The 23,305-nt window shown below is 65.0% G+C and carries 23 protein-coding genes; 13 read left to right on the top strand and 10 right to left on the bottom strand.

Annotated elements, in window-relative coordinates:
- Entirely contained in the window at positions 1-465 is a 465-nt protein-coding gene (gene rplM / locus AB4Z51_RS21190) for a 50S ribosomal protein L13 (RefSeq protein ID WP_008137961.1), read from the bottom strand.
- A gap of 158 nt (positions 466-623) precedes the next feature.
- Positions 624-1,052, bottom strand: a complete 429-nt coding sequence (locus tag AB4Z51_RS21185) for a PaaI family thioesterase (protein WP_135215987.1) — start codon at positions 1,050-1,052, stop codon at positions 624-626.
- Between the two features lie 86 nt (positions 1,053-1,138).
- Here AB4Z51_RS21185 and AB4Z51_RS21180 point away from each other — a divergent pair, with 86 nt between their 5' ends.
- The 4 genes from AB4Z51_RS21180 (at position 1,139) to AB4Z51_RS21165 (ending at position 4,542) form a co-directional block, all read left to right on the top strand.
- A complete protein-coding gene (locus tag AB4Z51_RS21180; RefSeq protein ID WP_135215986.1) occupies positions 1,139-1,963 on the top strand; it encodes an enoyl-CoA hydratase in 825 nt (274 codons plus the stop codon).
- Between the two features lie 123 nt (positions 1,964-2,086).
- Complete coding sequence (locus AB4Z51_RS21175) at positions 2,087-2,671, top strand: CoA-binding protein (RefSeq protein WP_135215985.1); 585 nt, start codon at positions 2,087-2,089, stop codon at positions 2,669-2,671.
- Positions 2,672-2,798: 127 nt separating this feature from the next.
- Positions 2,799-4,079, top strand: coding sequence for an O-acetylhomoserine aminocarboxypropyltransferase (locus AB4Z51_RS21170; protein WP_028149015.1), 1,281 nt, complete (start codon positions 2,799-2,801; stop codon positions 4,077-4,079).
- 118 nt (positions 4,080-4,197) lie between these two features.
- Positions 4,198-4,542 (top strand): hypothetical protein, encoded by a 345-nt coding sequence (locus AB4Z51_RS21165; RefSeq protein WP_063982941.1) that lies wholly within the window; start codon positions 4,198-4,200, stop codon positions 4,540-4,542.
- Between the two features lie 5 nt (positions 4,543-4,547).
- Here AB4Z51_RS21165 and AB4Z51_RS21160 read toward each other — a convergent pair whose 3' ends face one another.
- Positions 4,548-5,630 carry a COX15/CtaA family protein gene (locus AB4Z51_RS21160; RefSeq protein WP_135215983.1) on the bottom strand — a complete coding sequence of 361 codons (1,083 nt, stop codon included), beginning with the start codon at positions 5,628-5,630 and terminating at the stop codon, positions 4,548-4,550.
- Positions 5,631-5,740: 110 nt separating this feature from the next.
- Between AB4Z51_RS21160 and AB4Z51_RS21155 the strand changes: the two genes are divergently transcribed.
- Positions 5,741-5,956, top strand: a complete 216-nt coding sequence (locus AB4Z51_RS21155) for a DUF2842 domain-containing protein (protein ID WP_014494810.1) — start codon at positions 5,741-5,743, stop codon at positions 5,954-5,956.
- Here the strand turns inward: AB4Z51_RS21155 and AB4Z51_RS21150 are convergent.
- Entirely contained in the window at positions 5,953-6,996 is a 1,044-nt protein-coding gene (locus AB4Z51_RS21150) for a polysaccharide deacetylase family protein (RefSeq protein ID WP_135215982.1), read from the bottom strand. The two genes, AB4Z51_RS21155 and AB4Z51_RS21150, sit on opposite strands and share 4 nt — an antisense overlap.
- A gap of 112 nt (positions 6,997-7,108) precedes the next feature.
- Between AB4Z51_RS21150 and AB4Z51_RS21145 the strand changes: the two genes are divergently transcribed.
- Positions 7,109-8,290 (top strand): GNAT family N-acetyltransferase, encoded by a 1,182-nt coding sequence (locus AB4Z51_RS21145; protein WP_135215981.1) that lies wholly within the window; start codon positions 7,109-7,111, stop codon positions 8,288-8,290.
- A 195-nt stretch (positions 8,291-8,485) separates the two neighbouring features.
- Here the strand turns inward: AB4Z51_RS21145 and AB4Z51_RS21140 are convergent, their stop codons facing one another.
- On the bottom strand, positions 8,486-10,768 hold the full coding sequence (locus tag AB4Z51_RS21140; RefSeq protein ID WP_135215980.1) for a GumC family protein: 2,283 nt from the start codon (positions 10,766-10,768) through the stop codon (positions 8,486-8,488).
- A 201-nt stretch (positions 10,769-10,969) separates the two neighbouring features.
- Here AB4Z51_RS21140 and AB4Z51_RS21135 point away from each other — a divergent pair, with 201 nt between their 5' ends.
- The 3 genes from AB4Z51_RS21135 (at position 10,970) to AB4Z51_RS21125 (ending at position 15,181) form a co-directional block, all read left to right on the top strand.
- Entirely contained in the window at positions 10,970-12,103 is a 1,134-nt protein-coding gene (locus AB4Z51_RS21135; protein WP_135215979.1) for a glycosyltransferase family 4 protein, read from the top strand.
- A 120-nt stretch (positions 12,104-12,223) separates the two neighbouring features.
- The gene (locus AB4Z51_RS21130; protein ID WP_167768209.1) at positions 12,224-13,774 is read left to right on the top strand and encodes an undecaprenyl-phosphate glucose phosphotransferase; all 1,551 of its coding nucleotides are present in this window, start codon (positions 12,224-12,226) and stop codon (positions 13,772-13,774) included.
- A 150-nt stretch (positions 13,775-13,924) separates the two neighbouring features.
- Complete coding sequence (locus tag AB4Z51_RS21125; protein WP_167768208.1) at positions 13,925-15,181, top strand: O-antigen ligase family protein; 1,257 nt, start codon at positions 13,925-13,927, stop codon at positions 15,179-15,181.
- Here the strand turns inward: AB4Z51_RS21125 and AB4Z51_RS21120 are convergent.
- A complete protein-coding gene (locus AB4Z51_RS21120; protein WP_166105847.1) occupies positions 15,150-15,626 on the bottom strand; it encodes a MarR family winged helix-turn-helix transcriptional regulator in 477 nt (158 codons plus the stop codon). The two genes, AB4Z51_RS21125 and AB4Z51_RS21120, sit on opposite strands and share 32 nt — an antisense overlap.
- Positions 15,627-15,773: 147 nt before the next feature.
- Here AB4Z51_RS21120 and AB4Z51_RS21115 point away from each other — a divergent pair, with 147 nt between their 5' ends.
- The gene (locus AB4Z51_RS21115; protein ID WP_135215975.1) at positions 15,774-16,970 is read left to right on the top strand and encodes an FAD-dependent monooxygenase; all 1,197 of its coding nucleotides are present in this window, start codon (positions 15,774-15,776) and stop codon (positions 16,968-16,970) included.
- A 140-nt stretch (positions 16,971-17,110) separates the two neighbouring features.
- Here AB4Z51_RS21115 and AB4Z51_RS21110 read toward each other — a convergent pair whose 3' ends face one another.
- Genes AB4Z51_RS21110 through AB4Z51_RS21095 form a run of 4 tightly spaced genes read right to left on the bottom strand, consistent with a single transcriptional unit; the run spans position 17,111 to position 21,063 of the window.
- The gene (locus AB4Z51_RS21110; RefSeq protein ID WP_135215974.1) at positions 17,111-18,286 is read right to left on the bottom strand and encodes a saccharopine dehydrogenase family protein; all 1,176 of its coding nucleotides are present in this window, start codon (positions 18,284-18,286) and stop codon (positions 17,111-17,113) included.
- Positions 18,287-18,315: 29 nt separating this feature from the next.
- Positions 18,316-19,494 carry a saccharopine dehydrogenase family protein gene (locus tag AB4Z51_RS21105; protein ID WP_135215973.1) on the bottom strand — a complete coding sequence of 393 codons (1,179 nt, stop codon included), beginning with the start codon at positions 19,492-19,494 and terminating at the stop codon, positions 18,316-18,318.
- 9 nt (positions 19,495-19,503) lie between these two features.
- On the bottom strand, positions 19,504-20,286 hold the full coding sequence (locus tag AB4Z51_RS21100; protein WP_028155890.1) for a DUF169 domain-containing protein: 783 nt from the start codon (positions 20,284-20,286) through the stop codon (positions 19,504-19,506).
- 60 nt (positions 20,287-20,346) lie between these two features.
- A complete protein-coding gene (locus AB4Z51_RS21095) occupies positions 20,347-21,063 on the bottom strand; it encodes a YdcF family protein (RefSeq protein ID WP_223154008.1) in 717 nt (238 codons plus the stop codon).
- Positions 21,064-21,295: 232 nt separating this feature from the next.
- On the opposite strand from AB4Z51_RS21095, the gene AB4Z51_RS21090 reads away from it, so the two are divergent.
- The 3 genes from AB4Z51_RS21090 (at position 21,296) to AB4Z51_RS21080 (ending at position 23,211) form a co-directional block, all read left to right on the top strand.
- Complete coding sequence (locus AB4Z51_RS21090) at positions 21,296-22,237, top strand: acetamidase/formamidase family protein (protein ID WP_135215972.1); 942 nt, start codon at positions 21,296-21,298, stop codon at positions 22,235-22,237.
- Between the two features lie 200 nt (positions 22,238-22,437).
- A complete protein-coding gene (locus AB4Z51_RS21085; protein ID WP_007603456.1) occupies positions 22,438-22,635 on the top strand; it encodes a hypothetical protein in 198 nt (65 codons plus the stop codon).
- Positions 22,636-22,707: 72 nt separating this feature from the next.
- The gene (locus AB4Z51_RS21080) at positions 22,708-23,211 is read left to right on the top strand and encodes a GcrA family cell cycle regulator (protein WP_135215971.1); all 504 of its coding nucleotides are present in this window, start codon (positions 22,708-22,710) and stop codon (positions 23,209-23,211) included.
- Positions 23,212-23,305 lie beyond the last annotated feature (94 nt).

Below are 23,305 nucleotides of genomic sequence, written 5' to 3'. Positions count from 1 at the left end.
TTATGCGGCCCTCGTGTTCTTGCGGTTCAACTTGGCGATGTCGATCTTCTCGGGCGTCTGGGCCTCGTGAGGATGATCGGCGCCGCCATAGACGCGGAGGTTGCCCATCTGGACGCGACCGAGCGGACCACGCGGGATCATGCGCTCGACGGCCTTCTCGAGCACGCGCTCGGGATGCTTGCCCTCGAGGATCTGGCGCGCGGTGCGCTCCTTGACGTGGCCGACGTAACCGGTGTGCTTGTAATAGGTCTTCTGCTCGCGCTTGCGACCGGTGAGGACCGCATGCTGCGCGTTGATGATGATGACGTTGTCGCCGCAATCAACGTGCGGGGTGTAGGTCGGGAGGTGTTTGCCGCGCAGGCGCATGGCGACGATGGTTGCGAGACGGCCGACGACCAGACCCTTGGCGTCGATCAGTACCCACTTCTTCGTCACCTCAGCCGGCTTTGCCGAAAAGGTTTTCATATCGGAGTTTCCGTGGACGGGAGATATCGGCGCGAACACCGCGCCGGACTGGGCGGTTTTCTAGAGAAGAGACGCGCAACGGTCAATGCCCCATAGCGGGAATTACAATAGCAAAATCAATATCTTAAAATTATGGTACTATATTACCTGCGAAAAGCTCAAACATTTGGAATGGAATAGGTCGAGGTGACATGGGCAATGGGATCGGGCGACGTGCCGGACAGCAGCTTCACCTCGCCGACCGCCAGGCGCTTGCCGAGCTTGAGCAGCCGCGCTTCCGCGAGCACGTCCTGTCCCGGTAGCCCCTTACGCAGGAAGTTGATGTTGAGATTGGTGGTGACCGCGAGCCCGATCGGCCCGATCGCGGACAGCAGCACCACGTACATCGCGAAATCCGCCAGTGCCATCAGCGTCGGGCCGGACACGGTTCCACCCGGCCGCAGCATCCTTTCGCTGTAGCGCTGGCGCAAAAGGCAGGTCTGGCCGTCGGCGCTCTCGATCGTGATGTCATCGCCGCTGAAGGCCTGGGGAAACTCGTCACGGAGAAACTGCTCGACCTCCGCCACGCTCATTTTCGCTAACGCCATGCTTCGCCTCACCCTCGCTTCGCATCCCCTGTTACATTAAGTTATCTGCGTCATCCAATTGCAAGAATCCAACCGGGAACGCTTCGATGTCCGCCCAGGCCGCCCGCGCCCCCTCCCCGCAACCGTCGAGCCTGCTGCGCGAGACCATAGGCCCCATCGCGGTCCTGACGCTGAACCGTCCGGCCGCGCGCAACAGCCTGTCGCAGGCGATGATCGCAAGCCTGCATGCCGAGCTCAATGAGATCCGCGACGACAAGGCGGTCCGCGGCGTGGTGATCGCCGCCAACGGCCCCGCCTTCTCCGCCGGCCACGACATGAAGGAGCTGACCGCGCGCCGCACTGACCCGGATCGCGGCCGCGCCTTCTTTGCCGAGATGATGACCGCCTGCAGCGCGATGATGCAGGCGGTCGTGCATTTGCCGAAGCCCGTGGTCGCGGCCGTCCAGGGCATTGCGACCGCGGCCGGCTGCCAGCTCGTGGCAAGCTGCGATCTCGCGATCGCCTCGGAAGCGGCGAGCTTCGCCACGCCGGGCGTCGATATCGGCCTGTTCTGCTCCACGCCGATGGTGGCGCTGTCGCGGAACGTGCCGCGCAAGCAGGCGATGGAAATGCTGCTGACCGGCGAGCCGATCGCGGCCACGCGCGCCCGCGAGATCGGGCTCATCAACCGCGTGGTCGCGGCCGGCACCGAGCGCGAGGCCGCAATTGCCCTCGCCGAACAGGTCGCGCTGAAGTCGGCCTACACCGTCAAGCTCGGCAAGGAGGCGTTCTATCGCCAGGCCGAGATGAGCCTTGCGGACGCCTATCGCTATGCGGCAGAGGTGATGACCGAGAACATGATGGCGCGCGACGCCGAGGAAGGCATCGGCGCGTTCATCGAGAAGCGCACGCCGACATGGCGGGATGAATAGTCAACTCCTCATCCTGAGGAGCCGCGGAACGCGGCGTCTCGAAGGATGGAGGCCCGACTGTGGCCTCATGGTTCGAGACGCGCGGGCCGCGCTCCTCACCATGAGGGTCAGAGAAAGAAAAAGATGAACCACGACGCCTATCCCGACAATTACATCCGCGGCATCCTCAACAGCGTGAAGTCGATCGCGATGGTCGGCGCCTCGCCCGTCAATGTGCGGCCGAGCTATTTTGCGTTCAAATATCTGGCGCAGCGCGGCTATGACATGATCCCGGTCAATCCCGGCCATGTCGGCAAGGATCTGCTCGGAAAGCCGTTTGTCGCCTCGCTCTCCGACATCGGCCGCCCCGTCGACATGATCGACATCTTTCGCAACTCCAGCCACATCATGCCGGTGGTCGAAGAAGCGCTCACGCTCGATCCGCTGCCGAAGGTGATCTGGATGCAGCTTGGCGCGCGCGAAGACGCAGCCGCGGCGAAGGCCGAGGCCGCCGGGATCAAGGTCGTGATGAACCGCTGCCCCAAGATCGAATATGGCCGCTTGTCGTCCGAGATTTCCTGGATGGGCGTCAATTCACGCACGCTGAGCTCCAAACGGCCGCCGGCGCCGACGCAAGGCATGCAGCTATCCCTCAATCGGATGAGTGTCGGCGGCGGCGACACCGCAGCTTCCGATCGCGCTGCAAAGAACAAGACCGAGCAAAGCTGACGCAATAAACTTCCGTTGCGCGAACGTGACAATCGTAGCGCCGTGATGTGAAGCGGCGCCTTGACGGCGGGCGCGTCGCCGATCAGCATGCCGCGCGATTTCAGATCACAAGAACAGGACGCCCTCAATGAGCGATCGCCTTCCGGGATTTTCAACCCTCGCCGTGCATGCCGGTGCACAACCCGATCCCACCACCGGTGCGCGCGCGACCCCGATTTATCAAACCACCTCTTTCGTCTTCAACGACGCCGACCACGCCGCCTCGCTGTTCGGCCTGCAGGCATTCGGCAACATCTATACCCGCATCGGCAATCCCACCAACGCGGTGCTGGAAGAGCGTGTTGCCGCACTCGAAGGCGGCACCGCCGCGCTTGCGGTCGCCTCGGGCCACGCCGCACAGGTCGTGGTGCTGCAGCAATTGCTCCAGCCCGGCGACGAATTCATCGCCGCGCGCAAGCTCTATGGCGGCTCGATCAACCAGTTCTCGCATGCGTTCAAGAGCTTCGGCTGGAACGTGGTGTGGGCGGATTCCGATGACATCGCAAGCTTCGAGCGCGCGGTGACGCCGCGCACGAAGGCCATCTTCATCGAGTCCATTGCCAATCCCGGCGGCAGCATCACCGACATCGAGGCGATCTCGACGGTGGCGCGCAAGGCGGGCGTGCCGCTGATCGTCGACAACACGCTGGCCTCGCCCTACCTGATCCGCCCGATCGACCATGGCGCCGACATCGTCGTGCACTCGCTGACGAAATTCCTGGGCGGCCACGGCAATTCGCTCGGCGGCATCATCGTCGACGCCGGCACGTTCGACTGGTCCACGGGCGGCAAATATCCGATGCTGTCGGAGCCGCGGCCCGAATATCACGGCATCCGCCTCCAGGAGACCTTTGGCAATTTCGCTTTCGCGATCGCCTGCCGCGTGCTGGGCCTGCGCGATCTCGGACCCGCGCTGTCGCCGTTCAACGCCTTCATGATCCTGACCGGCATCGAGACGCTGCCGCTGCGGATGCAGAAGCACTGCGACAACGCCAAGGCCGTTGCAGAATTCCTCGCCGGCCATCCGGCGGTGGCCTCGGTGAGCTATGCGGGCTTGGCAAGCGACAAGTACAACCAGCTTGCACGCAAATACGCGCCGAAGGGCGCAGGCGCCGTGTTCACCTTCAGCCTGAAGGGCGGCTATGACGCCGGCGTCAGCCTGGTGTCGAAGCTGCAGCTGTTCTCGCACTTGGCCAACGTCGGCGACACCCGCTCGCTGGTCATCCACCCGGCCTCGACGACGCACAGCCAGCTCGACGACGCCGCCAAGGTGAAGTCCGGCGCCGGCCCCGACGTGGTGCGGCTCTCGATCGGCATCGAAGACAAGGAAGATCTGATCGCCGATCTGGAGCAGGCGCTGGGGGCGTAGCTTTCCTGGTCATTCCGGGGCGTTGCCTCGCCCCGGAATGACAGCCCGCGTTAACAGTCATTAACCATATCTACCGCATACATCGTCCTTGGATCGCCCCTTTGATTCGGAGCCGACGATGCTGCGCTGGATGGTGCCTGCCCTTGCCGCCATGCTGACGGTCTCAGCTGCCGTTGCCGCCGATCTGCCGGCCACAGCGAGACGGCGCGCTGCCGTGCCGCCGCAGGACCCGCCACAGGTCTATGTCGAGACCGATCCGGATGCGCTGATCTCGCCGGCCTATGGCATCGGCAGCTACATCCGCAACCTGCCGGGCACGCCGCTCCTGCCCGGCTCCAGCACCTTGCCGGGCTATTATGGCCGGCCCTGGAGCTACGATTATCAGGGCCCGTACTACGGCGGACCACAGGTCGGCTATTTCTGGCGCCTGCCCTACGCGTGCGGCGTCTACGGCTATTGCTGACCTGATCAGCCGGCCTGACCGACCGGAACCGCGCGCGGCTGCGCCTGTGCAGATTGTCGCGAGGCCAGCCGCTCCACCTGCATCACTGCAAGCGTGAGCACCACGATCGCAACCGCTTGGTGCGAAAGCGCGAGATCGATCGGCACCTGGTTGAGCAGCGTGAGGATGCCGAGCACCGCCTGCAGGCCCACCGCGCCCAGCAGCAACAGCGCGCCGCTCGCAGCTCGGCCCGCGCTTGAACGCACCGCATCGAATGCGTGCAGCGCCGCCAGCACGAACAGCGCATAGGCCGTCATGCGGTGCTCGAACTGCACCGTCAGCACGTTGTCGAACATGTTGCGCCACCACGGCGTCTCGAACCAGAGCCGGTCGCCTGCGGGAATGAACGCGCCGTCGATCTGCGGCCAGGTGTTGTAGGCACGCCCGGCGCGCAGACCCGCGACCAGCGCGCCGAAATAGATCTGGACGAAGGTCACGATGAGTAGCAGCACGCTCGTGAATCTCAGCCGCGCGGGCGCAACGATCTGCGGACGCTCGGCGAGCCGCCGCACCGTCCAGACGATGCCGGCAAAGATCAGCAGCGCGAGCATCAGATGCGTCGCGAGCCGATATTGCGAAACCTCGACCCGTTCCGTGAGACCCGAGGCCACCATCCACCAGCCGACGGCGCCCTGGAGTCCGCCAAGCGCGAACAGCAGCCACAGCCGCCGTTTCAACTCGCCCGACAGGCCGCCGCGCCACAGGAAGAACAGGAACGGCAAGAGATAGGCAACGCCGATGAAGCGGCCGAGAAAGCGGTGGCTCCATTCCCACCAATAGATCTCCTTGAACTCGGACAGGCTCATGCCGGCGTTGAGCTCGCGGTATTGCGGGATCTTCTTGTAGGCCTCGAAGGCCTCGGTCCACTGCGCCTCCGACAGCGGCGGCACGCTGCCCGTGACCGGCTTCCATTCGACGATCGAGAGGCCGGATTCCGTCAGCCGCGTCGCGCCGCCGACCAGCACCATCAGCGCGATGAGGGCGGCCACGGAAATCAACCACCAGCGCACGGCGCGATGCGGGTTGGTCGGAGCGAAAATCGTCGTCATTTCAGGGGCAAAACCAAGCCTTGTTGCAAAGAGACTTGAACCGGACTGCGTGCCCCTTATAGTCCCCCGCTCCCGCAGCGCAAGTTACGCGAAGGCCGCAGCATTCCGCCATGACGATCCGCACCCGCAAGTTCCTCGGCGCCATCCTGCTCCTGGTGCTGGCCACTGTCTGGGCCCTGCTCGGCATGGCGCTGGCGCAGATGCCGTGGATCGCCGAGTCCGGCTGGCGGCAGGCGATCTACTACGTGGTGGTCGGCATGGGCTGGGTGCTGCCGGCGATGCCGATCGTGAGTTGGATGCAGCGGCCGGATCGCGTCAAATCTTAATTCGTAACGCTGCCGGTCGGTTTCACCGGCGCGAAGGCAACACCGGACACCAGCACGCGCAGCATGCGCAGTGATTGTATCCGGCCGTCCCAGGAAATCCGCGGCAGTGCGTGCAGATTGGTGCGCCCCTCCGCGTCCACGATGCCAGAGATGGTCGAGACGGCGCTGGCAAAGCCGGCCTCTTCCGCCATGACGACGTGGCTGCGCCGGAAAGACGAGCGATCGCCGAACGGAAAGGCCAGATGCCTGATATCGCGGTCGAAGGCCGCTTCCGCGACCGCCTTGCCCATCGTCATCTCGCGCAACGCGGCGGCGTCCTTCATGTTCGCGAGAACGGGATAGTTCACCGTCGCGCTGCCGACCGTGACCAGCGGATCCGCCGCAAGCTTTACCAGATCCTCCCAATCCATCGAGGCTTCGCGCGTGAGCGCAGCGAGGTCGATCCGGTAGCGCGTGCAGAGATCGGCGATCGCGGCCGACAAATCCGCCGGCGGCAACGAGCGCAGCCAGCTCTCGACGAACGAAAACAGCGCCTGCTTCTCGGCGTTGCCCGTGACGGTGAAACGTTGCTCTTTCTCGCCCATCATCAGGTTGATGCGGCTCTCGCGCGCGATCATCCGCTCGAGCCCGAGCCACCAGCCCTCGCCGACTCCATCGGGAAACGCGGTGGGCACATAGATCGTGAACGGCACGGCGTGGCGCGCCAGCACCGGATAGGCGAAGCTGATGAGGTCCTTGTTGGCGCCGTCGAAGGTCAGCGCCACGAAGCGCCGATTCTGCGGCAGCGTCACCGCGCGGCGGCAGACATCGTCCATGCCGAGGAAGTCATACCCCCACCGCTTCAGCGCATGAATGGCGCGATCGAGGAATTGCGGACTGATTTCGCTTTCACGCAGCGGCTGAAACGCGCCGCGCCGCCGCGGCCGCACGTGTTGAAAGCGCAGGATCGCGCCGGCGCCGCGGCTGCGCAGCACAGCCTGACCGGTGAACCAGGCCAGCTCAAGCCGCAACCGCTCCAGCCATCTGTCGTCGGATGCCAATATCCCACCTTCGCGTTCGCCTGATTGTCATTACCCTTTGTTGACATTTCTTTGCAAAGGTCGGCCACAGGCCGAAATACGCAAATTTTTCGTTTCTCGACAGGTTTCGTGAATGACCATGGCTGCGGCGATGCAAAGCCGGACGGCAGAATCGCCAGCGCGGTCGAAAGCGAGCCGTATCGCGCATGTCGATATCGTCACCGATCTGGCCGAGGCAGAGACGGTCTGGCGCGCGCTCGAGGAGAGCGGCCACCTCTTCACGCCCTACCAGCGCTTCGACCTGCTCGGCCCATGGCAACGGCTGGTCGGCAGCCACGAAGGCGCCAGTCCCTTCATCGTCATTGCCCGCGACGCCGAGCGCCAGCCGCTCCTGCTGCTGCCGCTCTCGCTGCGGCAAGGCCACGGCGTGCGCACGGCCTGCTTCATGGGCGGCAAGCACACCACCTTCAACATGGGCCTGTGGAACGCCGAGTTCGCCGCCGAGGTCACCATCGCCGATCTCGACGCGCTGCTTGCGCCGCTGCGCGAGCATGCCGACGTGCTCGCGCTGACGCAGCAGCCGCTGCGCTGGCACGACCAGCACAACCCGTTCGCGCAACTGCCGCGGCAGAGTGCGATCAACGGCTGCCCTCTCCTGGCGATGGAGCCGGGCGGGCCGCCCGCATCGCGGATCAGCAACTCCTTTCGCCGCCGCCTCAAGAGCAAGGAAAAGAAGCTCCAGGCGCTTGCCGGCTATCGTTATCACCTCGCCACTACGGATGCGGACGTCACCCGCCTGCTCGACTGGTTCTTCAGGGTCAAGCCGGCGCGGATGGCCGAACAGAAACTGCCCAACGTCTTTGCCGAGCCCGGCGTCGAAGCGTTCATCCGCAGCGCGTGCCTGTCTGCGCGCGGCGAAGGCCGCGTCATCGACATCCATGCGCTCGAGTGCGACGACGAGGTGATCGCGATCTTCGCCGGCGTCGCCGACGGCCAGCGCTTCTCGATGATGTTCAACACCTACACGATGTCCGAGCACGCCCGCTACAGCCCCGGGCTGATCCTGATGCGCTACATCATCGACCGCTACGCCGAACGCGGCTACCGCTCGCTCGATCTCGGCATCGGCTCGGACGATTACAAGCGCATGTTCTGCAAGGACGACGACGACATTTTCGACAGCTTCGTGCCCCTGACCGCGCGCGGAAAACTCGCGGCGATGGCGATGTCCTCGCTGAGCCACGGCAAACGGCTGGTGAAGCAGAACCAGGTGTTGTTCGATCTGGCGCGGCGGCTGCGGCAGACGTTCGGGTAGGCGTCACAGCCTCTGGTCTCGTAGGGTGGGCAAAGCGAAGCGTGCCCACCACGTCTCCCGCAGTCGTTGAAAGGTGGTGGGCACGGCGCAAATGCGCCTTTGCCCACCCTACGATTCCGAGTTCGTGGAGAAAGCCCCCTCACCCGGCTTCGCTTTCGCGAAGCCACCCTCTCCCGCAGGGGCAGAGGGTGAGAATTACGCCGCCACCACACGCGGCGTTTCCACAGCGTCCGACGGCTGCACCGGCCTGCTCAGCATCGTCACCTCGCTGAAACCGACCGCCTTCAGCTGCTCGCACATCAGCGTGCGGGCGTCCGGCGCCATCGACGCGTCGGGCACCACGACGGCGCGGGCATGCGCCGTCAAGAGTTCCGCTGGGAGGTCCGAGGCGCTGCCGGCGTCCACCAGCACGTGGTCGTAGGCGCGGAGCAGCGCATCGATCGCGAGCGTCACCCGTGGCGATTGCAGCAGGCTGCGGTCGAAGCCGGGACGGCCGGCCATAACCAGGTGCAACCGCGAGAGCTTGTCCCGGGTGATGATCTGCGCGAACGAGGCCTCGCCCTGCATCAGCTCGGCGAGGCCGGGAGCCGAAGCATCGACGGACACCGCGGCGATGGTCGGCGAGGATGCGGCGAGATCGACCACAACGACGCGCGCCTCGCGCGCCAGGTGCCGGGCCAGCGTCAGCGTCGACAGCGTGATGGCTTCGCCGGCCGCGGTGCCGAGCACCGTGACCTTCTTCGCCGCCGGTCCCGCAGCGCGCAGGTTGTCGGCGAGATGCTCGATCTCGGCGAATTCAGTGACGTCGGCATCGGCCGTCATCTCGGGCTGAAGCGGCGTAAGGTCTTCCACAACCGGATCGAGCATCGGCTCGGCCACCGACGGGACGACCGGCTGGACCACCGGCTCTTGGCGCACCGGCGCCTGCGTCTGCGCCGGCGTGAACACCGCCACCGCGCGTGGCGCGGTCTGGCGCAGCAGCTCGCCGGTGACGACGACGCCGGACGAGAGCAGCAGCGTCGCGATCGTCGCAATCAGCACGATCGGCAGCTTCTTCGGATAGGCCGGCGTATTCGAGACGATGGCGCGCGAGATGATGCGGCCTTCCGCCGGCGCGGTATCGATGCTTTCGCGGGTGCTGGCCTCGCGATACTTCCCAAGATACGTCTCGAGCAGGTCGCGCTGCGCCTTGGCTTCGCGCTCGAGCGCGCGGAGCTGGACGTCCTGACCGTTGGTCGAGGTCGCCTGCTTCTTGAGCTGGTCGAGGCTCGCCGTCAGGCCGTCGACCCGGCCACCGGCGATCCGCGCATCGCTTTCGAGCGAGCGCGAGATCTTGGCCGCTTCGTCGCGAATTTGGTTGTCGAGGTCGCCGAGCTGCGCCTTCAGCTCCTTGATCCGCGGGTGATTGCCGAGCAGCGTGGACGATTGTTCGGCAAGCTGCGCCCGCAACGTCACCCGCTGCTCGGACAGCCGCCGCATCAGTTCGGAATTCACCACCTCGGACGCTTCGATCGGCTTGCCGCTCTGGAGCATCTCTTTGATCAGCCGCGCCCTGGATTCAGCATCCGCCCTCATCGAGCGCGCGTTGTTGAGCTGGGTATTGACCTCGCCCATCTGCTGGTTCGAGAGCGTGGTGTTGTTGGTGCCGACGAACAGCGACGATTTGGAACGGAAGTCCTCGACCTTGGCTTCGGCGTCGGAGACTTTCTTGCGCAGATTTTCGATTTCGCCCGAAAGCCACTGGCTGGCGCTGCGGGCCTGATCCTGGCGCGCATTCTGCTGGAGCACGAGATAGCCGTCGGCGATCGAATTGGCGACGCGCGCGGCAAGGTCAGGATCGGCGGACTGGAATTCGACCACGATCACGCGCGACTTGTCGACGGCGTAGGCCTGGAGCCGCTCGTAATAGGCATCCAGCACCCGCTCTTCCGGCGTCATCGAAAACGGATCGCGACCGATGCCGATCATCGCTGCGAGCGACTTCAGCGGCGAAATGCCTTGTAGCACCGGATCGAATTCGGGGCGCTCCGCGAGCTTGTTCTTTTTGATGATCTCGCGCGCGAGATCGCGCGACAGCACGAGCTGCACCTGGCTGGTCACCGCCTCGGGATCGAGCGACTGCCGCTCTTCGGTGCTGCGGTCGCTGCTCGGCCGCAAGAACACGTTCTCGCGGCCGTCGATCAGGATGCGGGATTCCGACTTGTAACGCGGAGTGACGAGATTGACGGCGGCGATCGACGCGACGAGCGCGAGCACCGTCGGCACGATGATCCAGCCGCGCTTGCGGGCGAGCACCGCGCCGAGCGCATGAAGATCGATATCGCCGGATTCGGCTTGTGCCTGCTTCGCAGCAACGGGCGCAGGCTCTGCTTCAATCTTTCGCGCGGCTTCGGTCGATTTGGCTTCGGCCTTGGGCTTCGAAATAGCCCGCTCGACCACCGCCTTGTCCTTGCCGGCACGCCAGAACGCTAAACGCATCGAACACTCCCACAGGGCAACGCTGCGACTCTACCTCAACCGGGGCGATTACACTCCATTAAGGTTGCTGCTGGGTTAATCGCGCCCTGCCGCGACCGGCGCGCACGGCGCCGACACCGTTTGTTAACCACGAGGGCTCTTAATCCATCTCGATATTTCGAGAATTGTTCGAGCATTCGCCGTCGAGCGCTGGTTCTGATCATGCCCCCCTCTCCCGACCGGCCGCTCCGCATCCTGCACGCCGTGCGCGCTCCCGTGGGCGGCATCTTCCGCCACATCCTCGATCTCGCCAACGGTCAGGTCGATCGCGGTCATCACGTCGGGATTCTCGCCGACAGCCTCACCGGCGGCGAGCGCGCGGACAAGGCGCTGGCCGAACTCGCGCCGCGGCTGAAGCTCGGCGTGCACCGGCTGGCGATCCGCCGCGAACCGTCGCCAGACGATTTTCTGGTGTGGCTGCGGATGCGGCGCCTGATCGCCGCGCTCAAACCCGACGTCACGCACGGCCACGGAGCCAAGGCCGGCGCCTTCGTCCGCATGCGGCGGCGATCCAACGACGCCATCCGCATCTACACCCCGCATGGCGGCTCGCTGCACTATCCCCTCAACACCTTCAAGGGCGAGTTTTACGCGCGGCTCGAACGCACGCTGATGGACGCGACGGACCTGTTCCTGTTCGAGAGCGCGTTTGCGCGCGATACCTATCAGCGCATCGTCGGCACACCCAAGGGCGTGGTGCATTGCGTCTTCAATGGCGTAACGCCGGAGGAGTTCGAACCTGTTAGCATCGCCGACGATGCCACCGATCTCGCTTATGTCGGCGAGTTCAGGCACATCAAGGGTGCGGATTTGCTCGTCGATGCGGTGGCGCGTCTGCACGAGGGTGGCAAGAAGGTCACGCTCACGCTCGGCGGCGACGGCGAGGAGACGGCGGCGCTGAAGGCGCAGGTCGAGAAGCTCGGCCTCTCCAACGCCATCCGCTTCATCGGTCACGTCAAGGCGCGCTACGGCTTCTCCAAGGGGCGCCTGCTGGTCGTGCCCTCGCGCGGCGATTCAATGCCGTACGTCGTGATCGAGGCTGGAGCTGCCGGCATTCCCATGATCGCGGCCCGCGTCGGCGGCATCCCCGAGATTTTTGGGCCCGAGAGCCCGGCGCTGTTCGCGGCGAGCAACGCCGAGGCCATGGCCGAAGCGATCGCGGCCGCGCTCGACGATCCGCAGGCGACCGCGCAGCGCGCATCCGCCCTGCGCGAGCGCATCTCCGCGCATTTCTCCCAGCAGGCGATGGTTGACGGCGTGCTCGCGGGTTATCGCGACGCATTTGCCAATCATTAACCATCCTTAAGACCGCTTTAGAGAATCTTCCGATTTGTCCGATAATCGACGTGCCAGGGGATGCTCGCCCGGGGCGCAACGCTGCGACCCGCGGGTTTTTTGGAATGGACGTGGACGCCCGTGGAACCGCTCAACGCACGCTCGATGCTCGACGCCGCGACAAGCGCGGCGACGAAGCCGGCTGACCAACCGTTTGTGGAGCGCCGTCGCCGGCTCTCGCCCGCCGCGCTCGACGTCGTCAACCAGAAGGTCGCCCGCGCCTATTCGCCGATCGTGATCACCGGCTTCGTCCGCCTGGCCGATTTCGCCCTGCTGAGCCTTGTCGGCATCGCGCTCTATGTCGGCTATGTCATGCCGCTCGCCGGTTCCTTCAGCTGGGTTTATCCCGCGCAGATCATCGCCGTCGCGGTCGCCGCCGTGGTCTGCTTCCAGGCCGCCGACATCTATCAGGTGCAGCTGTTCCGCGGTCAGCTCCGGCAGATGACGCGGATGATCTCGTCCTGGTCGTTCGTCTTCCTGCTGTTCATCGGCGTATCCTTCTTCGCCAAGTTCGGCAGCGAAATGTCGCGGCTGTGGCTTGCCGCCTTCTACTTCCTCGGGCTCGCCGCGCTCATCTCCCAACGTCTGGTGCTGCGCTCGCTGGTGCGCGCCTGGGCACGCCAGGGCCGGCTCGACCGCCGCACCATCGTCGTTGGCTCCGACAGCAACGGCGAGCAACTGGTCGAGGCGCTGAATGCCCAGGAGGATTCCGACATCCACGTGCTCGGCGTGTTCGACGACCGCAACGACAGTCGCGCGCTCGACACCTGCGCCGGCGCGCGCAAGCTCGGCAAGGTCGACGACATCGTCGAATTCGCCCGCCGCACCCGGGTCGATCTCGTGCTGTTCGCGCTGCCGATCTCGGCGGAGACGCGCATCCTGGAGATGTTGAAGAAGCTCTGGGTGCTGCCTGTCGACATCCGGCTCTCCGCGCACACCAACAAGCTGCGTTTCCGTCCCCGCTCCTATTCCTACCTCGGCGAGGTGCCGACGCTCGACGTGTTCGAGGCGCCGATCACCGACTGGGACCTGGTGATGAAGTGGCTGTTCGACCGCATCGTCGGCGGCCTCGCGCTGCTCGCAGCCCTGCCGGTGATGGGACTGGTGGCGCTGGCGGTGAAGCTCGACAGCCCCGGCCCGGCGCTGTTCCGTCAGAAGCGCTTCGGCTTCAACAACGAGCGTATCGACGTCTACAAATTCCGCTCGATGTACCACCATCAGGCCGACCCGACCGCCTCCAAGGTCGTGACCAAGAACGATCCGCGCGTCACCCGCGTCGGCCGCTTCATCCGCAAGACCAGCCTCGACGAGCTGCCGCAGCTCTTCAACGTGGTGTTCTCAGGCAATTTGTCCCTGGTCGGCCCGCGTCCGCATGCGGTGCAGGGCAAGCTCCAGAGCCGCCTTTTCGACGAAGCCGTCGACGGCTATTTCGCTCGTCACCGCGTCAAACCCGGCATCACCGGCTGGGCCCAGATCAACGGCTGGCGCGGCGAGATCGACAATGAAGAGAAGATCCAGAAGCGCGTCGAATTCGACCTCTACTACATCGAGAACTGGTCGGTGCTGTTCGACCTCGTCATTCTCCTGAAGACGCCGGTCTCGCTGCTGACCAAGAACGAGAACGCGTATTGAGTTGAGTTTCTCAGTCATGCCCCGGCTTGACCGGGGCATCCAGTACTCCGCAGCGCCTGCCGTCTTCTGCAACGCGCGCCGCGGAATACTGGATCGCCCGGTCAAGCCGGGCGATGACAGCTTGTTTGTGGCGTATAGCGTGAGCGTGTGATGGCGTATGCGGCAACAGCCGGGGAGATGAATGCAGCGGTTCGCGCTGCGCCCGGCGTGCTGGCCATCCAGCGCGCGCTGGTGTGGCTGGCCGGCGCCTCCGGCGCCATCGTCTTCATCGAGCCGAGCCCCTATGAGATCGTGACGCTGCTGGCCGCCGTCACCTTCTTCGCGACCGGCCTGCGCCTGCGGCTCGTGCTGATGCCGCTGATCCTGATGCTGGTCCTGCTCAATATCGGCTACACGATCAGCGCGGTCCCGCTGTTCGAGCAATCCGAGGTGGCGAGCTGGATCGCGACGTCCTGGTACATGGCGGTCACCGTCGTGTTCTTCGCGATGGTCACTTCGGAGGACACCGCGGCCCGGCTCGACATGCTCCGCCGCGGCCTCGTGGTCGGCGCGATGGTCGCCTCGCTGTCGGCGGTCGCCGGCTACTTCCATCTGGTTCCCGGCGGAGACGATCTCCTCACCCTCTACGGGCGCGCACGCGGCACGTTCAAGGACCCGAACGTGCTCGGCGCCTTCCTGATCCTGCCGGCGCTGTTCGCGCTCCAGAGCGTGGTCTCCGATAAGTTTGCCAAGGCGTTCCGCAACGTCATCGCTTTCGGCATCATGTCGCTGGCGATCCTGCTCGCGTTCTCCCGGGCCGCCTGGGGCGGACTGGTGCTGACCTCCGCCTTCATGCTGGCGCTGATGGTGCTGACCAGCCGCACCAACGCGCAGCGCTCGCGCATCGTCGTCATGGCGATCGTTGCCGCGGTGCTGGGCCTCGCGCTGATCGCGGTGCTGCTGTCATTCGATTCCACCGCCGAGATGTTCAAGCAGCGCGCAAGCTTCGACCAGAGCTATGACGAAGGCCGCTTCGGCCGGTTCGGCCGGCACATCCTCGGCGCGGAGATGGCGCTCGACCTGCCGTTCGGCATCGGCCCCCTGCAATTCCACCGCTACTTCCCCGAGGACACCCACAACTCCTACCTCAACGCCTTCATGTCCGGCGGCTGGCTCTCCGGCGTGTGCTATCCCGCGCTAGTCTTCACCACCGTGATCATGGGTATCAGGCACATCTTCGTCCGTGTGCCCTGGCAGCGCGCTTATCTCGCGATCTTCTCCGCCTTCGTCGGCACCGTCGGCGAGAGCTTCGTGATCGACACCGACCACTGGCGGCACTTCTGGATGATGCTGGGCGCGATGTGGGGCATGATCGCGGCTGCGCAGGCTTACAAGATCAAGTCTCGCGACGAAGCTTCTTCAGTTTGAGATCGGGCCGCTTTTCCGGCGGCGTATCGAGCAGTCCCTTCAGCGCCTCGGTTGCCGCGAGCACGCCCTTGTAGCCCTCGGTCGCGAAGCGCAGCAGCAGGCGCAGCTCTTCGTCGGAATAGGCGCCGAACACCTTCTCCATCGCCTGCTGCATCGGCACGTAGAGCTGGCCGATCTTCATCGCCGTCTCAGGCACGACGGAAATGAAGACCTTGCGGCGGTCTTGCTCGTCCCGTTCGCGGCGCACCAGTCCGGCCTTCTCGAGCCGGTCGACCACGCCGGTGATGGCGCCCGTCGTCAGCCCCGTGACCTCGGCAAGCCGGCCCGCGGTAACGCGGCCCTCGAGATAGAGGATGTCCATGCATTCGAGGTCGGAATTGGCAATTCCGGCAACGTTCGCAACCGTTTGGCCATAGAGCACACCCTGCGCGGACGACCGCCGCATCGCTTCCTCGAGCTCCTGCAACAGCGCCGCGCGCGCCTTCGTCCTTGACAAGGCTGACCTCATATCTTAGTCGATATATATCTTAGCTACTAAGAGATTTAGCAGCCGTAATTTCTCCTAGCACCACGGAAACGTCGGGAGCAAGCCATGTCCAACCGTCCCCGCAAGGCCCTGATCATCGGCGCCGGTATCGCCGGGCCCGTCACCGCGATCCTGCTGCGCCGCGCTGGCATCGAATCCGCAATCTACGAAGCCTGGCCCTATTCGAAGGGCATCGGCGGCGGCCTCCAGATCGCACCGAACGGCATGCATGTGCTGGACGAGATCGGGCTCGCGAACGAGTTGATCAGCCGCGGCTCGATCGCGGAATCCTTCGATTTCTATTCGCAGAGCGGCGAACGGCTCGGTTCGATCAACCGCGACATGGCGCGGCGCTTCGGCCAGCCGGCCGTCAATGTCTGCCGCGCCACGCTGAACGAAATCCTGATCGACAAGGCCTGGTGCGCCTGCGTCTCGCTCTATTTCGAGAAGCGCCTGATCAAGATCGAGGACCGCGGCGACCAGCCGATCATCGCCTACTTCTCCGATGGCACCACGGCCGAAGGCGACTTCCTGATCGGCGCCGACGGCGTGCACTCGATCGTGCGTCGCCAGGTCGTGCCGGACGGTCCGCAACCGTTCGACACCGGACTGATCGGGTTCGGCGGCTTCGTGCCGCACGCCGTCCTCGATGGCAGGCCGATCGGCCGGCACGTCGAGACCACCTTCGGCAAGAGCGGGTTCTTCGGCTATGGCTATTGCAGCCCGGATCCGAACGACGGCGTGATGTGGTGGAGCACGCAGCCCGCGCACGGCATGGACGCGGCGATGTTCCGCGCGCTCGACCACGCGACGCTGAAACAGCATCTGCGCGGCTTCCATCACGGCTGGCACGATCCGATCCCCGACATCATCGACGCGGCCGAGAACATCGTGGTCACCGACACGCTCGACGTCGCGACCTTGCCGACATGGTCGCGCAAGCGCTCGCTGCTGATCGGCGATGCCGCGCATGCGACCAGCCCCCACGCGGGCCAGGGCGCTTCGCTCGCGCTCGAGGATGCGATGCGGCTCGCGCGGCTGATGCAGGAGGGCCAGGAGCTCGGCGCCACCTTCCAGGCCTTCGAGGCCGAACGGCGGCCGCGCACGGAAAAGATCGTCGCGATGGCCCGCCGCAACGGCAACAGCAAGCGCGAGTTCAGCGCCACCGGCGCATGGGTCCGCAATCAGATGATGAAATGGCTGTTGCCGCTGGGCTCGAAGAGCATGGAATTCATGTACGCGTATGATGCGCGGGCGGCGTAGCGGCAATCTCACTGTCATCGCCCGCGAAGGCGGGCGATCCAATACGCCGCGGCCTCTCGATTCAACAACACTGTCTCTGGAATACTGGGTCGCCCGGTGAAGCCGGGCGACGACACCGTCATTTAGGCACGCAAAAGCGCCTACCCCTCCACCTCGAACCTCAGCCCTGCATTCTCCCGCAGCCGCTTGATCAGCTTGTGCTGCATCGCTGCCCCCGGGGTCCACAGACCGGCCGGGACATCAGGCGTGTCGCGCAGCAGGCAAACCGCGCATTCGGAAACCATCTTCGCCGTTGAGGCATAGCCGGGATCGAGATCGCCCTTCACCGCCGCGCGAACCTGACGGCCGTCGGGCGCGATCGCGACATAGAGCACGTCGTAATGACCGCTGTCGCGCTCTTCCTTCGACGGCCCCTCGCCGGGCTTGAGCGCTTTGGGGCCGGTCTTTTCGCTATTGGCGGCCATGACGAGCTTCGCGTTGGCCTGCCCTTCGTCCCCCGTCCCCGTCAGCACCATCTCGTCGTAGACGAAATCCCGGCCATACGGGAATCCCATCAGCATGTTGGAGCGATGGACGTTGCGCGTGTTCAGCGTCGCCATAGCAAACGGGGCGGACCAGGATTGCAGGTCTTCCTCGAAAACGGGCTTGTTGCCGCGCGGCTGTTTCGGCCCCTCGAAGCCGGGCGTGAACGCGAAGGGGTCCTTGAGGATCGACACCAGGCTGAGATCCTGCGCGACTGCTTCGAAGGTGACCCTCGCGCTCGCCGAGGTGCCGCCGGAGAACTTCCAACTGAGGTCGCGGACGCGCCCCTTGACGCGCGGCGCCGGCGCTCCGAACACGCGACGGGCTTCCTCCTGCACGAAGAACGCACCGAGCTCGAACGGGATGGAATCGAAGCCGCAGGAGAACATGATGCGCGCGCCGCTCGCCTTCGCCGCCGCGTCATGCCTGTCGATCATCTGCTTCAGCCAGATCGGCTCGCCGCAGAGATCCATGTAGTCGGTGCCCGACGCGACGCAGGCGGCGAGCAGATCGGAACCATAAAGCTGGTAGGGACCGACCGTTGTGACCACCAGCTTCGCCTGATCGACCATCGCGCGCAACGACGCAGGATCGGCTGCGTCCGCCACGATCAGCGGCGTGTCAGCGGGTGCGCTGATCGCATCGCGAACGGAGGCGAGCTTGTCCCTGCTGCGCCCGGCCATCGCCCATGTCGGCGCGCCGTCACCGGCGTAGCTTGCAGCGAGATATTCGGCGACGAGCTGGCCGGTGTATCCCGTTGCGCCGTAGACGACGATGTCGAACTTCGCGGACACGGATCACGCTTCCTTGGGAGCCGTGGACCTTACGCTTCCACTCCGAACGTCAGCCCAGCATTGTCCCGCAGGCGCTTGATCAGCTTGTGCTGCATCGCCGCGCCCGGCGTCCAGAATCCGGCCGGGACGTCTGTCACATCGCGCAACAGGCACATCGCGCATTCGGAGATCATCTTCGAGGTCGAGCCGTAGCCGGGATCGCGGTCGCCGGTGACGCCGGCGCGAACCATGCGGCCGTCGGGCGCGATCGCGACATAGAGCAGGTCGAAGCGGCCGTTCTCCCGCTCTTCCTTCGACGGCCCCTCGCCCGGCTTCGGCGCGTTCGGACCGGTCTTCTCGGCGTTGGCTGCCACCACGCGCTGCGCGTTGGCTTCGCCCTTCTCGCCGGGACCCGTCAGAACCATCTCGTCGTAGACGAAGTCCTGGCCGTAGGGAAAGCCCATCAGCATGTTGGAGCGATGGACGTTGCGCGTGTTGATCAGTGCCATCATGAACGGCGCGGCCCAGGATTGCAGATCCTCCTCGAGCAGCGACCTGTTGCCCTTCGGCTGCTTCGGGCCGGTGAAGCCCGGCGTCAACGCGAACGGATCGTTCAGGATCGCGATCAGGCTGATGTCCTTGGCGACCGCATCGAAGGTCGCCTTCGCGCTCGCCGCGGTGCCGCCCGACAGCGTGCCGCGCATGTCGCGCACGCGGCCTTTCACACGCGAGGCCGGAGCGCCGAACACGCGTTTGGCCTCTTCCTGCACGACAAACGCACCGAGCTCGAACGGCACGGAATCGAAACCGCATGAGAACACGATACGCGCGCCGCTCTCTTTGGCGGCCGCCTCGTACTTGTCGATCATCTGTCGCATCCAGATCGGTTCGCCGCAGAGATCGAAATAATCGGTGCCGGTGGCGACGCAGGCCGCGAGCAGTTCCTCGCCATAGAGCTGATACGGGCCGACGGTGGTAATCACCGACATCGTCTGCTCCGCCATCGCCTTCAGCGAGGCCGCGTCCGACGCATCCGCGACAATCAGCGGCGTATTCCCGGGCGCGCCGATCGCGTCGCGTACCGACTTGAGCTTGCCGAGGCTACGGCCTGCCATCGCCCATTTGAGCGCGTGGTCGCCCTTGTAATGCTGAGTCAGATATTCGGCGACGAGCTGGCCGGTGAAACCGGTCGCACCGTAGACGACGATGTCGAATTTCGCTGAGCTCATGGTCGACCTTTACTTCTTCGCGTAACTCACGCCCATGCCGGCGCGGACGTCGCTTTGAATCCCATAAGGCGGAATCGGATAGCGCAGGCCGTTCTTGGCCAGCGCCTTCATACCCTCGATCGCCTTGGCGAGATGCGAGGGCTTCAAGGCCATCAGCATCTCCTCGTCCGGCACGCCGCCATAGCGCCGTTCGGCATAGCATGGCAAGGACAGGCTGGGCTCACCGGTTTTCAGCGCCCGCCCCCAGGAATCCGCGCAGGCGGTCTCACCGACCACCCCCCATTCGAACTTCTTGTAGCCGGTATATTGCAGCCCGTTGATCAGGATGATCATCTGCCCCGGCGTCGCATAGACCAGGCAGATGTCGGGCGGATCGAGCCGCCCGCTCGCGAGCGGACTGACCGCAAGCGCCTGATACTGCCCAAACGGAACCACGTCCAGCGCCTCCTGGCGCTTGCGCGCGTCCTCGGCGGTGCCGTGCCAGACCCCGACATAGTTTTCGCCGGCGAGCCATTTTTCGTCCTGCGGCGCAAGCCCGATCACGGCGCGACACTGCGCACCGACAAGATCGTCGGCAGTGATACCGACCGTCCAACCCAGACGTGCAGCCATGCTGACGATCTGGTCGGTGGTGTGGACCGCGTTCGGCCGCCGGATTTTCGGGATCGCCTCCATGTCGGCGGTGCGCGCGAACAGCTTCATGCCGATCACCGTCGTCTTCAGCCGCAGCAGGCTGTTGAGGTCGGCGACGAGGCCGGCAAGATCGATCCTGTCTGCGCTCTGCTGCTGCATGGCGTCCTCCCGACCGACGATCGCGCGCCGGTACTCTGTTCTTGTTCTGCGGCTCTCGTTTTAGTCCTTACCCGGTCCCGGAAGCAACTCGCCGGTCCGCCCCATGATGCGATACGCCAAAAGGCCGATCCATTCGCGCACGGCGACGTCGGTCTTGCCGAGACCATCTGCCCCATTGCGGGTGAAGGCGAAGAGCCCGTCGCGCCCACCCATCCGCCAATCCACCGGATAGGCTTCGACATCGAACCCGGCCTTGCGGAAAATCCCCATCGCGCGCGGCATGTGGAAGGCCGACGTGACCAGAAGCCAGCGTTCGCCCGGCTTCGGCGTCACCAGCTGCTTTGTGAAGATCGCGTTCTCCCAGGTGTTGCGGGAGTCGCGCTCGAGGATCAGGCGCTCCTTCGGTATGCCCAGGCTTTCCAGGATCGGCGCGGTGTAGTCGGCCTCCCTCGCCTCCGTCGCGACCAGGTTCGCCGAGCCGCCGGTGAAGACGATACGCGCGTTCGGATAGCGCCGCGCGAGGTCGGCCGGCGCCAGCATGCGATCGGCCGCGTGCGCAACCACGGGCGTGCGATGCGCCGCCGACAGATCGGTGTCAATCGAGCCGCCGAGCACGATGATGCCGTCGGGGGCGCCCCGCGACGGGTCCCACGCCGGGAATCGCGACTCCAGCGGATACAGCAGAAGATTGCCGATCGGCGAGAACGCGACCAGCGCCAGCAGCACCAGCGTGGTCACGGCAAGCTTGCGGCCGACCGCGGCAAACCGCGTCGCCATCAGCAGCAGCGACAGGATTCCGAGCTCGATCAGGAGATTGATCGGCAGCAGAGCGGTGCCGAGGGTCTTGGAAAGAACGAAATACAGGGGAGCCTCGCTTGAATGATCGTGCCGGGCTTGACCGGCCCGTCCATCTTCAGAAATCTTCTTGAAAGAGGATCGATCGCCCGGTCAAGCCCGGGCATAACAGGTTCTCATGACGAGTTCTGATGAAACCGATTGGACGCGGCTAATGACCCATCACCACCTGCATTCAAGCCCCGAGACCTGCCATTGGGGCTTCTTCGAAGCCGCGCTCAAACCCGTCCTCACCGTCAAAAGCGGCGATGAGGTGACGGTCGACACCATCAGCGGCGGGCCCGACATGCTGCCCGACCGCACCAAGTTTCACATTCCGCCGGAGATGTTCGAGGTTCACGCCAAGAACGAGCGCATGCTGCCCGGCCACATCCTCACCGGCCCGATCGCGGTCGAGGGCGCCGAGCCCGGCGACGTGCTGGCGGTCGAGATCCTCGACGTCCAGCTCCGGCAGGATTGGGGCTGGAACATGATCAAGCCGCTGTCCGGCACCCTGCCCGACGATTTCCACGAAACGCGCATCCTGAACATCCCGCTCGACCGGTCGCGGATGGTCGGCCGCATGCCCTGGGGCCTCGATCTGCCGCTCAAGCCATTCTTCGGCGTGATGGGCGTCTCGCCGCCGCCGGCCTGGGGCCGCATCTCCTCGCTCGTGCCGCGCGCAATGGGCGGCAATCTCGACAACAAGGAGCTCGGGGCCGGTGCGACGCTCTATTTGCCGGTGTTCGTCCCAGGCGCGATGTTCTCCTGCGGCGACGGCCATGGCGTGCAGGGCGACGGCGAGGTCTGCGTCACCGCGATCGAGACCGCGCTCCAGGGCCGCTTCCGCCTGACGCTGCGCAGGGACCTCAGGTTCGACTATCCGCGCGCCGAGACGGCGACGCATTACATGACCATGGCCATGGATCCCGACCTCGACCAGTGCGCGGTGCGCGCGCTGCGCGACATGATCGTGCTGCTCGGCGAGACGCGAAACCTGTCGCGCGAGGACGCCTACACGCTGTGCAGCCTGGCCGCCGACCTGCGGGTGACGCAGACCGTCAACGGCTGCAAAGGCATCCATTGCATGATCGAAAAGGCGATCGTGCACGGCTAGCTCCACCCGCCTGCCCGGACCCGTCTCCACGCCGCCGCCGCTCGGCATCCCGCGCGGCGCGCGGCGCTGCGCCTGATTTTCCTAGTGATTCCAATGAGCTGAAACACCGGTCTCGCCCGGATTTGACTCCCACCCCTGAACCTAAATAGAGTCTTAATCGTTACTTTTATGTACCCGAGTAAGAGGCTAGCGTTCGGGCCATGGCCACCGAAAAAGCCGAGACTGACCGCATTCCCGTAACCTTGGCGCTCTCGACCATCACCTATCTGGAAAAACTGGTGAGACAGGGCACCCACGGCACCAGCGTTCCCGGCGTCGCACGCACTCTGATCGAGGAAGGCATCCGTCTCGCCATCAAGGACGGCCTTTTGTCGATTCGCGACAACGGCAGAACGTGAGGGCGCGCCGGACGTGAGGCGGACGGATCTCGAGAGGCGGATGGCCGACATCTGCAACCTGGGACCGTTACAATGCCTGTTCTCTCACCAACTTCTTCACCGACTGCTTCTTCACCGACTTGGACCAACGAACGAATTGAGCTTCTGAAGCAGCACTTCGAGGCCGGCCTCACCTGCAGCGAGATCGCTGCCGACATCGGCGTCAGCCGCAACGCGGTGATCGGCAAGCTGTCCCGGCTCAATCTCACGCGCGGCAGGACGACCGACGAGCGCAAGCTCGAGCGGAGCCTCGCGCCGCGGCGCGGGACGAGAGCCGTACCTCGGCTGCAATATGAGATGCTCGCCACGATCTACGGCGACACCGACACATCTGCGGTCGCGGGTCCGATCGACGATGCCAACCGCTGCTCGCTGCTGGAGCTCGCCGAGAATCGCTGCCGCTGGCCGATCTCGACGCCGGGCGCAGACGACTTCTGCTTCTGCGGCAATACCGCGCCCGACGGCCAGTCCTACTGCGTCGGCCACAGCCGCCTCGCCTACCGGCCGAACTCGCGCGCCCGTGTGATGCGCGGCTGAAGGAAAATCCCAAAACGAAAAACCTCCGGCGGGGCATCACCGGAGGTTTCTGGAGGCTTAGCATGAAGCTAAGAGCCGTGACTTTCGTAATCGG

The sequence above is a fragment of the Bradyrhizobium sp. 2TAF36 genome (assembly GCF_052114925.1).
In the GTDB taxonomy this organism is placed as follows: Bacteria; Pseudomonadota; Alphaproteobacteria; order Rhizobiales; family Xanthobacteraceae; genus Bradyrhizobium; species Bradyrhizobium barranii.
This window is presented reverse-complemented; position numbering and strand designations above follow the sequence as displayed.

Excerpts from the sequence above, each read along its gene's own strand:
- AB4Z51_RS21175 (WP_135215985.1), top strand. The coding sequence starts at position 2,087 with ATGAACCACGACGCCTATCCCGACAATTACATCCGCGGCATCCTCAAC.
- AB4Z51_RS21160 (WP_135215983.1), bottom strand. The coding sequence starts at position 5,630 with ATGACGACGATTTTCGCTCCGACCAACCCGCATCGCGCCGTGCGCTGG.
- AB4Z51_RS21080 (WP_135215971.1), top strand. The coding sequence starts at position 22,708 with ATGCCTGTTCTCTCACCAACTTCTTCACCGACTGCTTCTTCACCGACT.
- AB4Z51_RS21115 (WP_135215975.1), top strand. The coding sequence starts at position 15,774 with ATGTCCAACCGTCCCCGCAAGGCCCTGATCATCGGCGCCGGTATCGCC.
- AB4Z51_RS21090 (WP_135215972.1), top strand. The coding sequence starts at position 21,296 with ATGACCCATCACCACCTGCATTCAAGCCCCGAGACCTGCCATTGGGGC.
- AB4Z51_RS21165 (WP_063982941.1), top strand. The coding sequence starts at position 4,198 with ATGCTGCGCTGGATGGTGCCTGCCCTTGCCGCCATGCTGACGGTCTCA.
- AB4Z51_RS21105 (WP_135215973.1), bottom strand. The coding sequence starts at position 19,494 with ATGAGCTCAGCGAAATTCGACATCGTCGTCTACGGTGCGACCGGTTTC.
- AB4Z51_RS21095 (WP_223154008.1), bottom strand. The coding sequence starts at position 21,063 with ATGGCGACGCGGTTTGCCGCGGTCGGCCGCAAGCTTGCCGTGACCACG.
- AB4Z51_RS21185 (WP_135215987.1), bottom strand. The coding sequence starts at position 1,052 with ATGGCGTTAGCGAAAATGAGCGTGGCGGAGGTCGAGCAGTTTCTCCGT.
- rplM (WP_008137961.1), bottom strand. The coding sequence starts at position 465 with ATGAAAACCTTTTCGGCAAAGCCGGCTGAGGTGACGAAGAAGTGGGTA.
- AB4Z51_RS21140 (WP_135215980.1), bottom strand. The coding sequence starts at position 10,768 with ATGCGTTTAGCGTTCTGGCGTGCCGGCAAGGACAAGGCGGTGGTCGAG.
- AB4Z51_RS21155 (WP_014494810.1), top strand. The coding sequence starts at position 5,741 with ATGACGATCCGCACCCGCAAGTTCCTCGGCGCCATCCTGCTCCTGGTG.
- AB4Z51_RS21145 (WP_135215981.1), top strand. The coding sequence starts at position 7,109 with ATGACCATGGCTGCGGCGATGCAAAGCCGGACGGCAGAATCGCCAGCG.
- AB4Z51_RS21085 (WP_007603456.1), top strand. The coding sequence starts at position 22,438 with ATGGCCACCGAAAAAGCCGAGACTGACCGCATTCCCGTAACCTTGGCG.
- AB4Z51_RS21100 (WP_028155890.1), bottom strand. The coding sequence starts at position 20,286 with ATGCAGCAGCAGAGCGCAGACAGGATCGATCTTGCCGGCCTCGTCGCC.
- AB4Z51_RS21120 (WP_166105847.1), bottom strand. The coding sequence starts at position 15,626 with ATGCGGCGGTCGTCCGCGCAGGGTGTGCTCTATGGCCAAACGGTTGCG.
- AB4Z51_RS21125 (WP_167768208.1), top strand. The coding sequence starts at position 13,925 with ATGGCGTATGCGGCAACAGCCGGGGAGATGAATGCAGCGGTTCGCGCT.
- AB4Z51_RS21170 (WP_028149015.1), top strand. The coding sequence starts at position 2,799 with ATGAGCGATCGCCTTCCGGGATTTTCAACCCTCGCCGTGCATGCCGGT.
- AB4Z51_RS21180 (WP_135215986.1), top strand. The coding sequence starts at position 1,139 with ATGTCCGCCCAGGCCGCCCGCGCCCCCTCCCCGCAACCGTCGAGCCTG.
- AB4Z51_RS21135 (WP_135215979.1), top strand. The coding sequence starts at position 10,970 with ATGCCCCCCTCTCCCGACCGGCCGCTCCGCATCCTGCACGCCGTGCGC.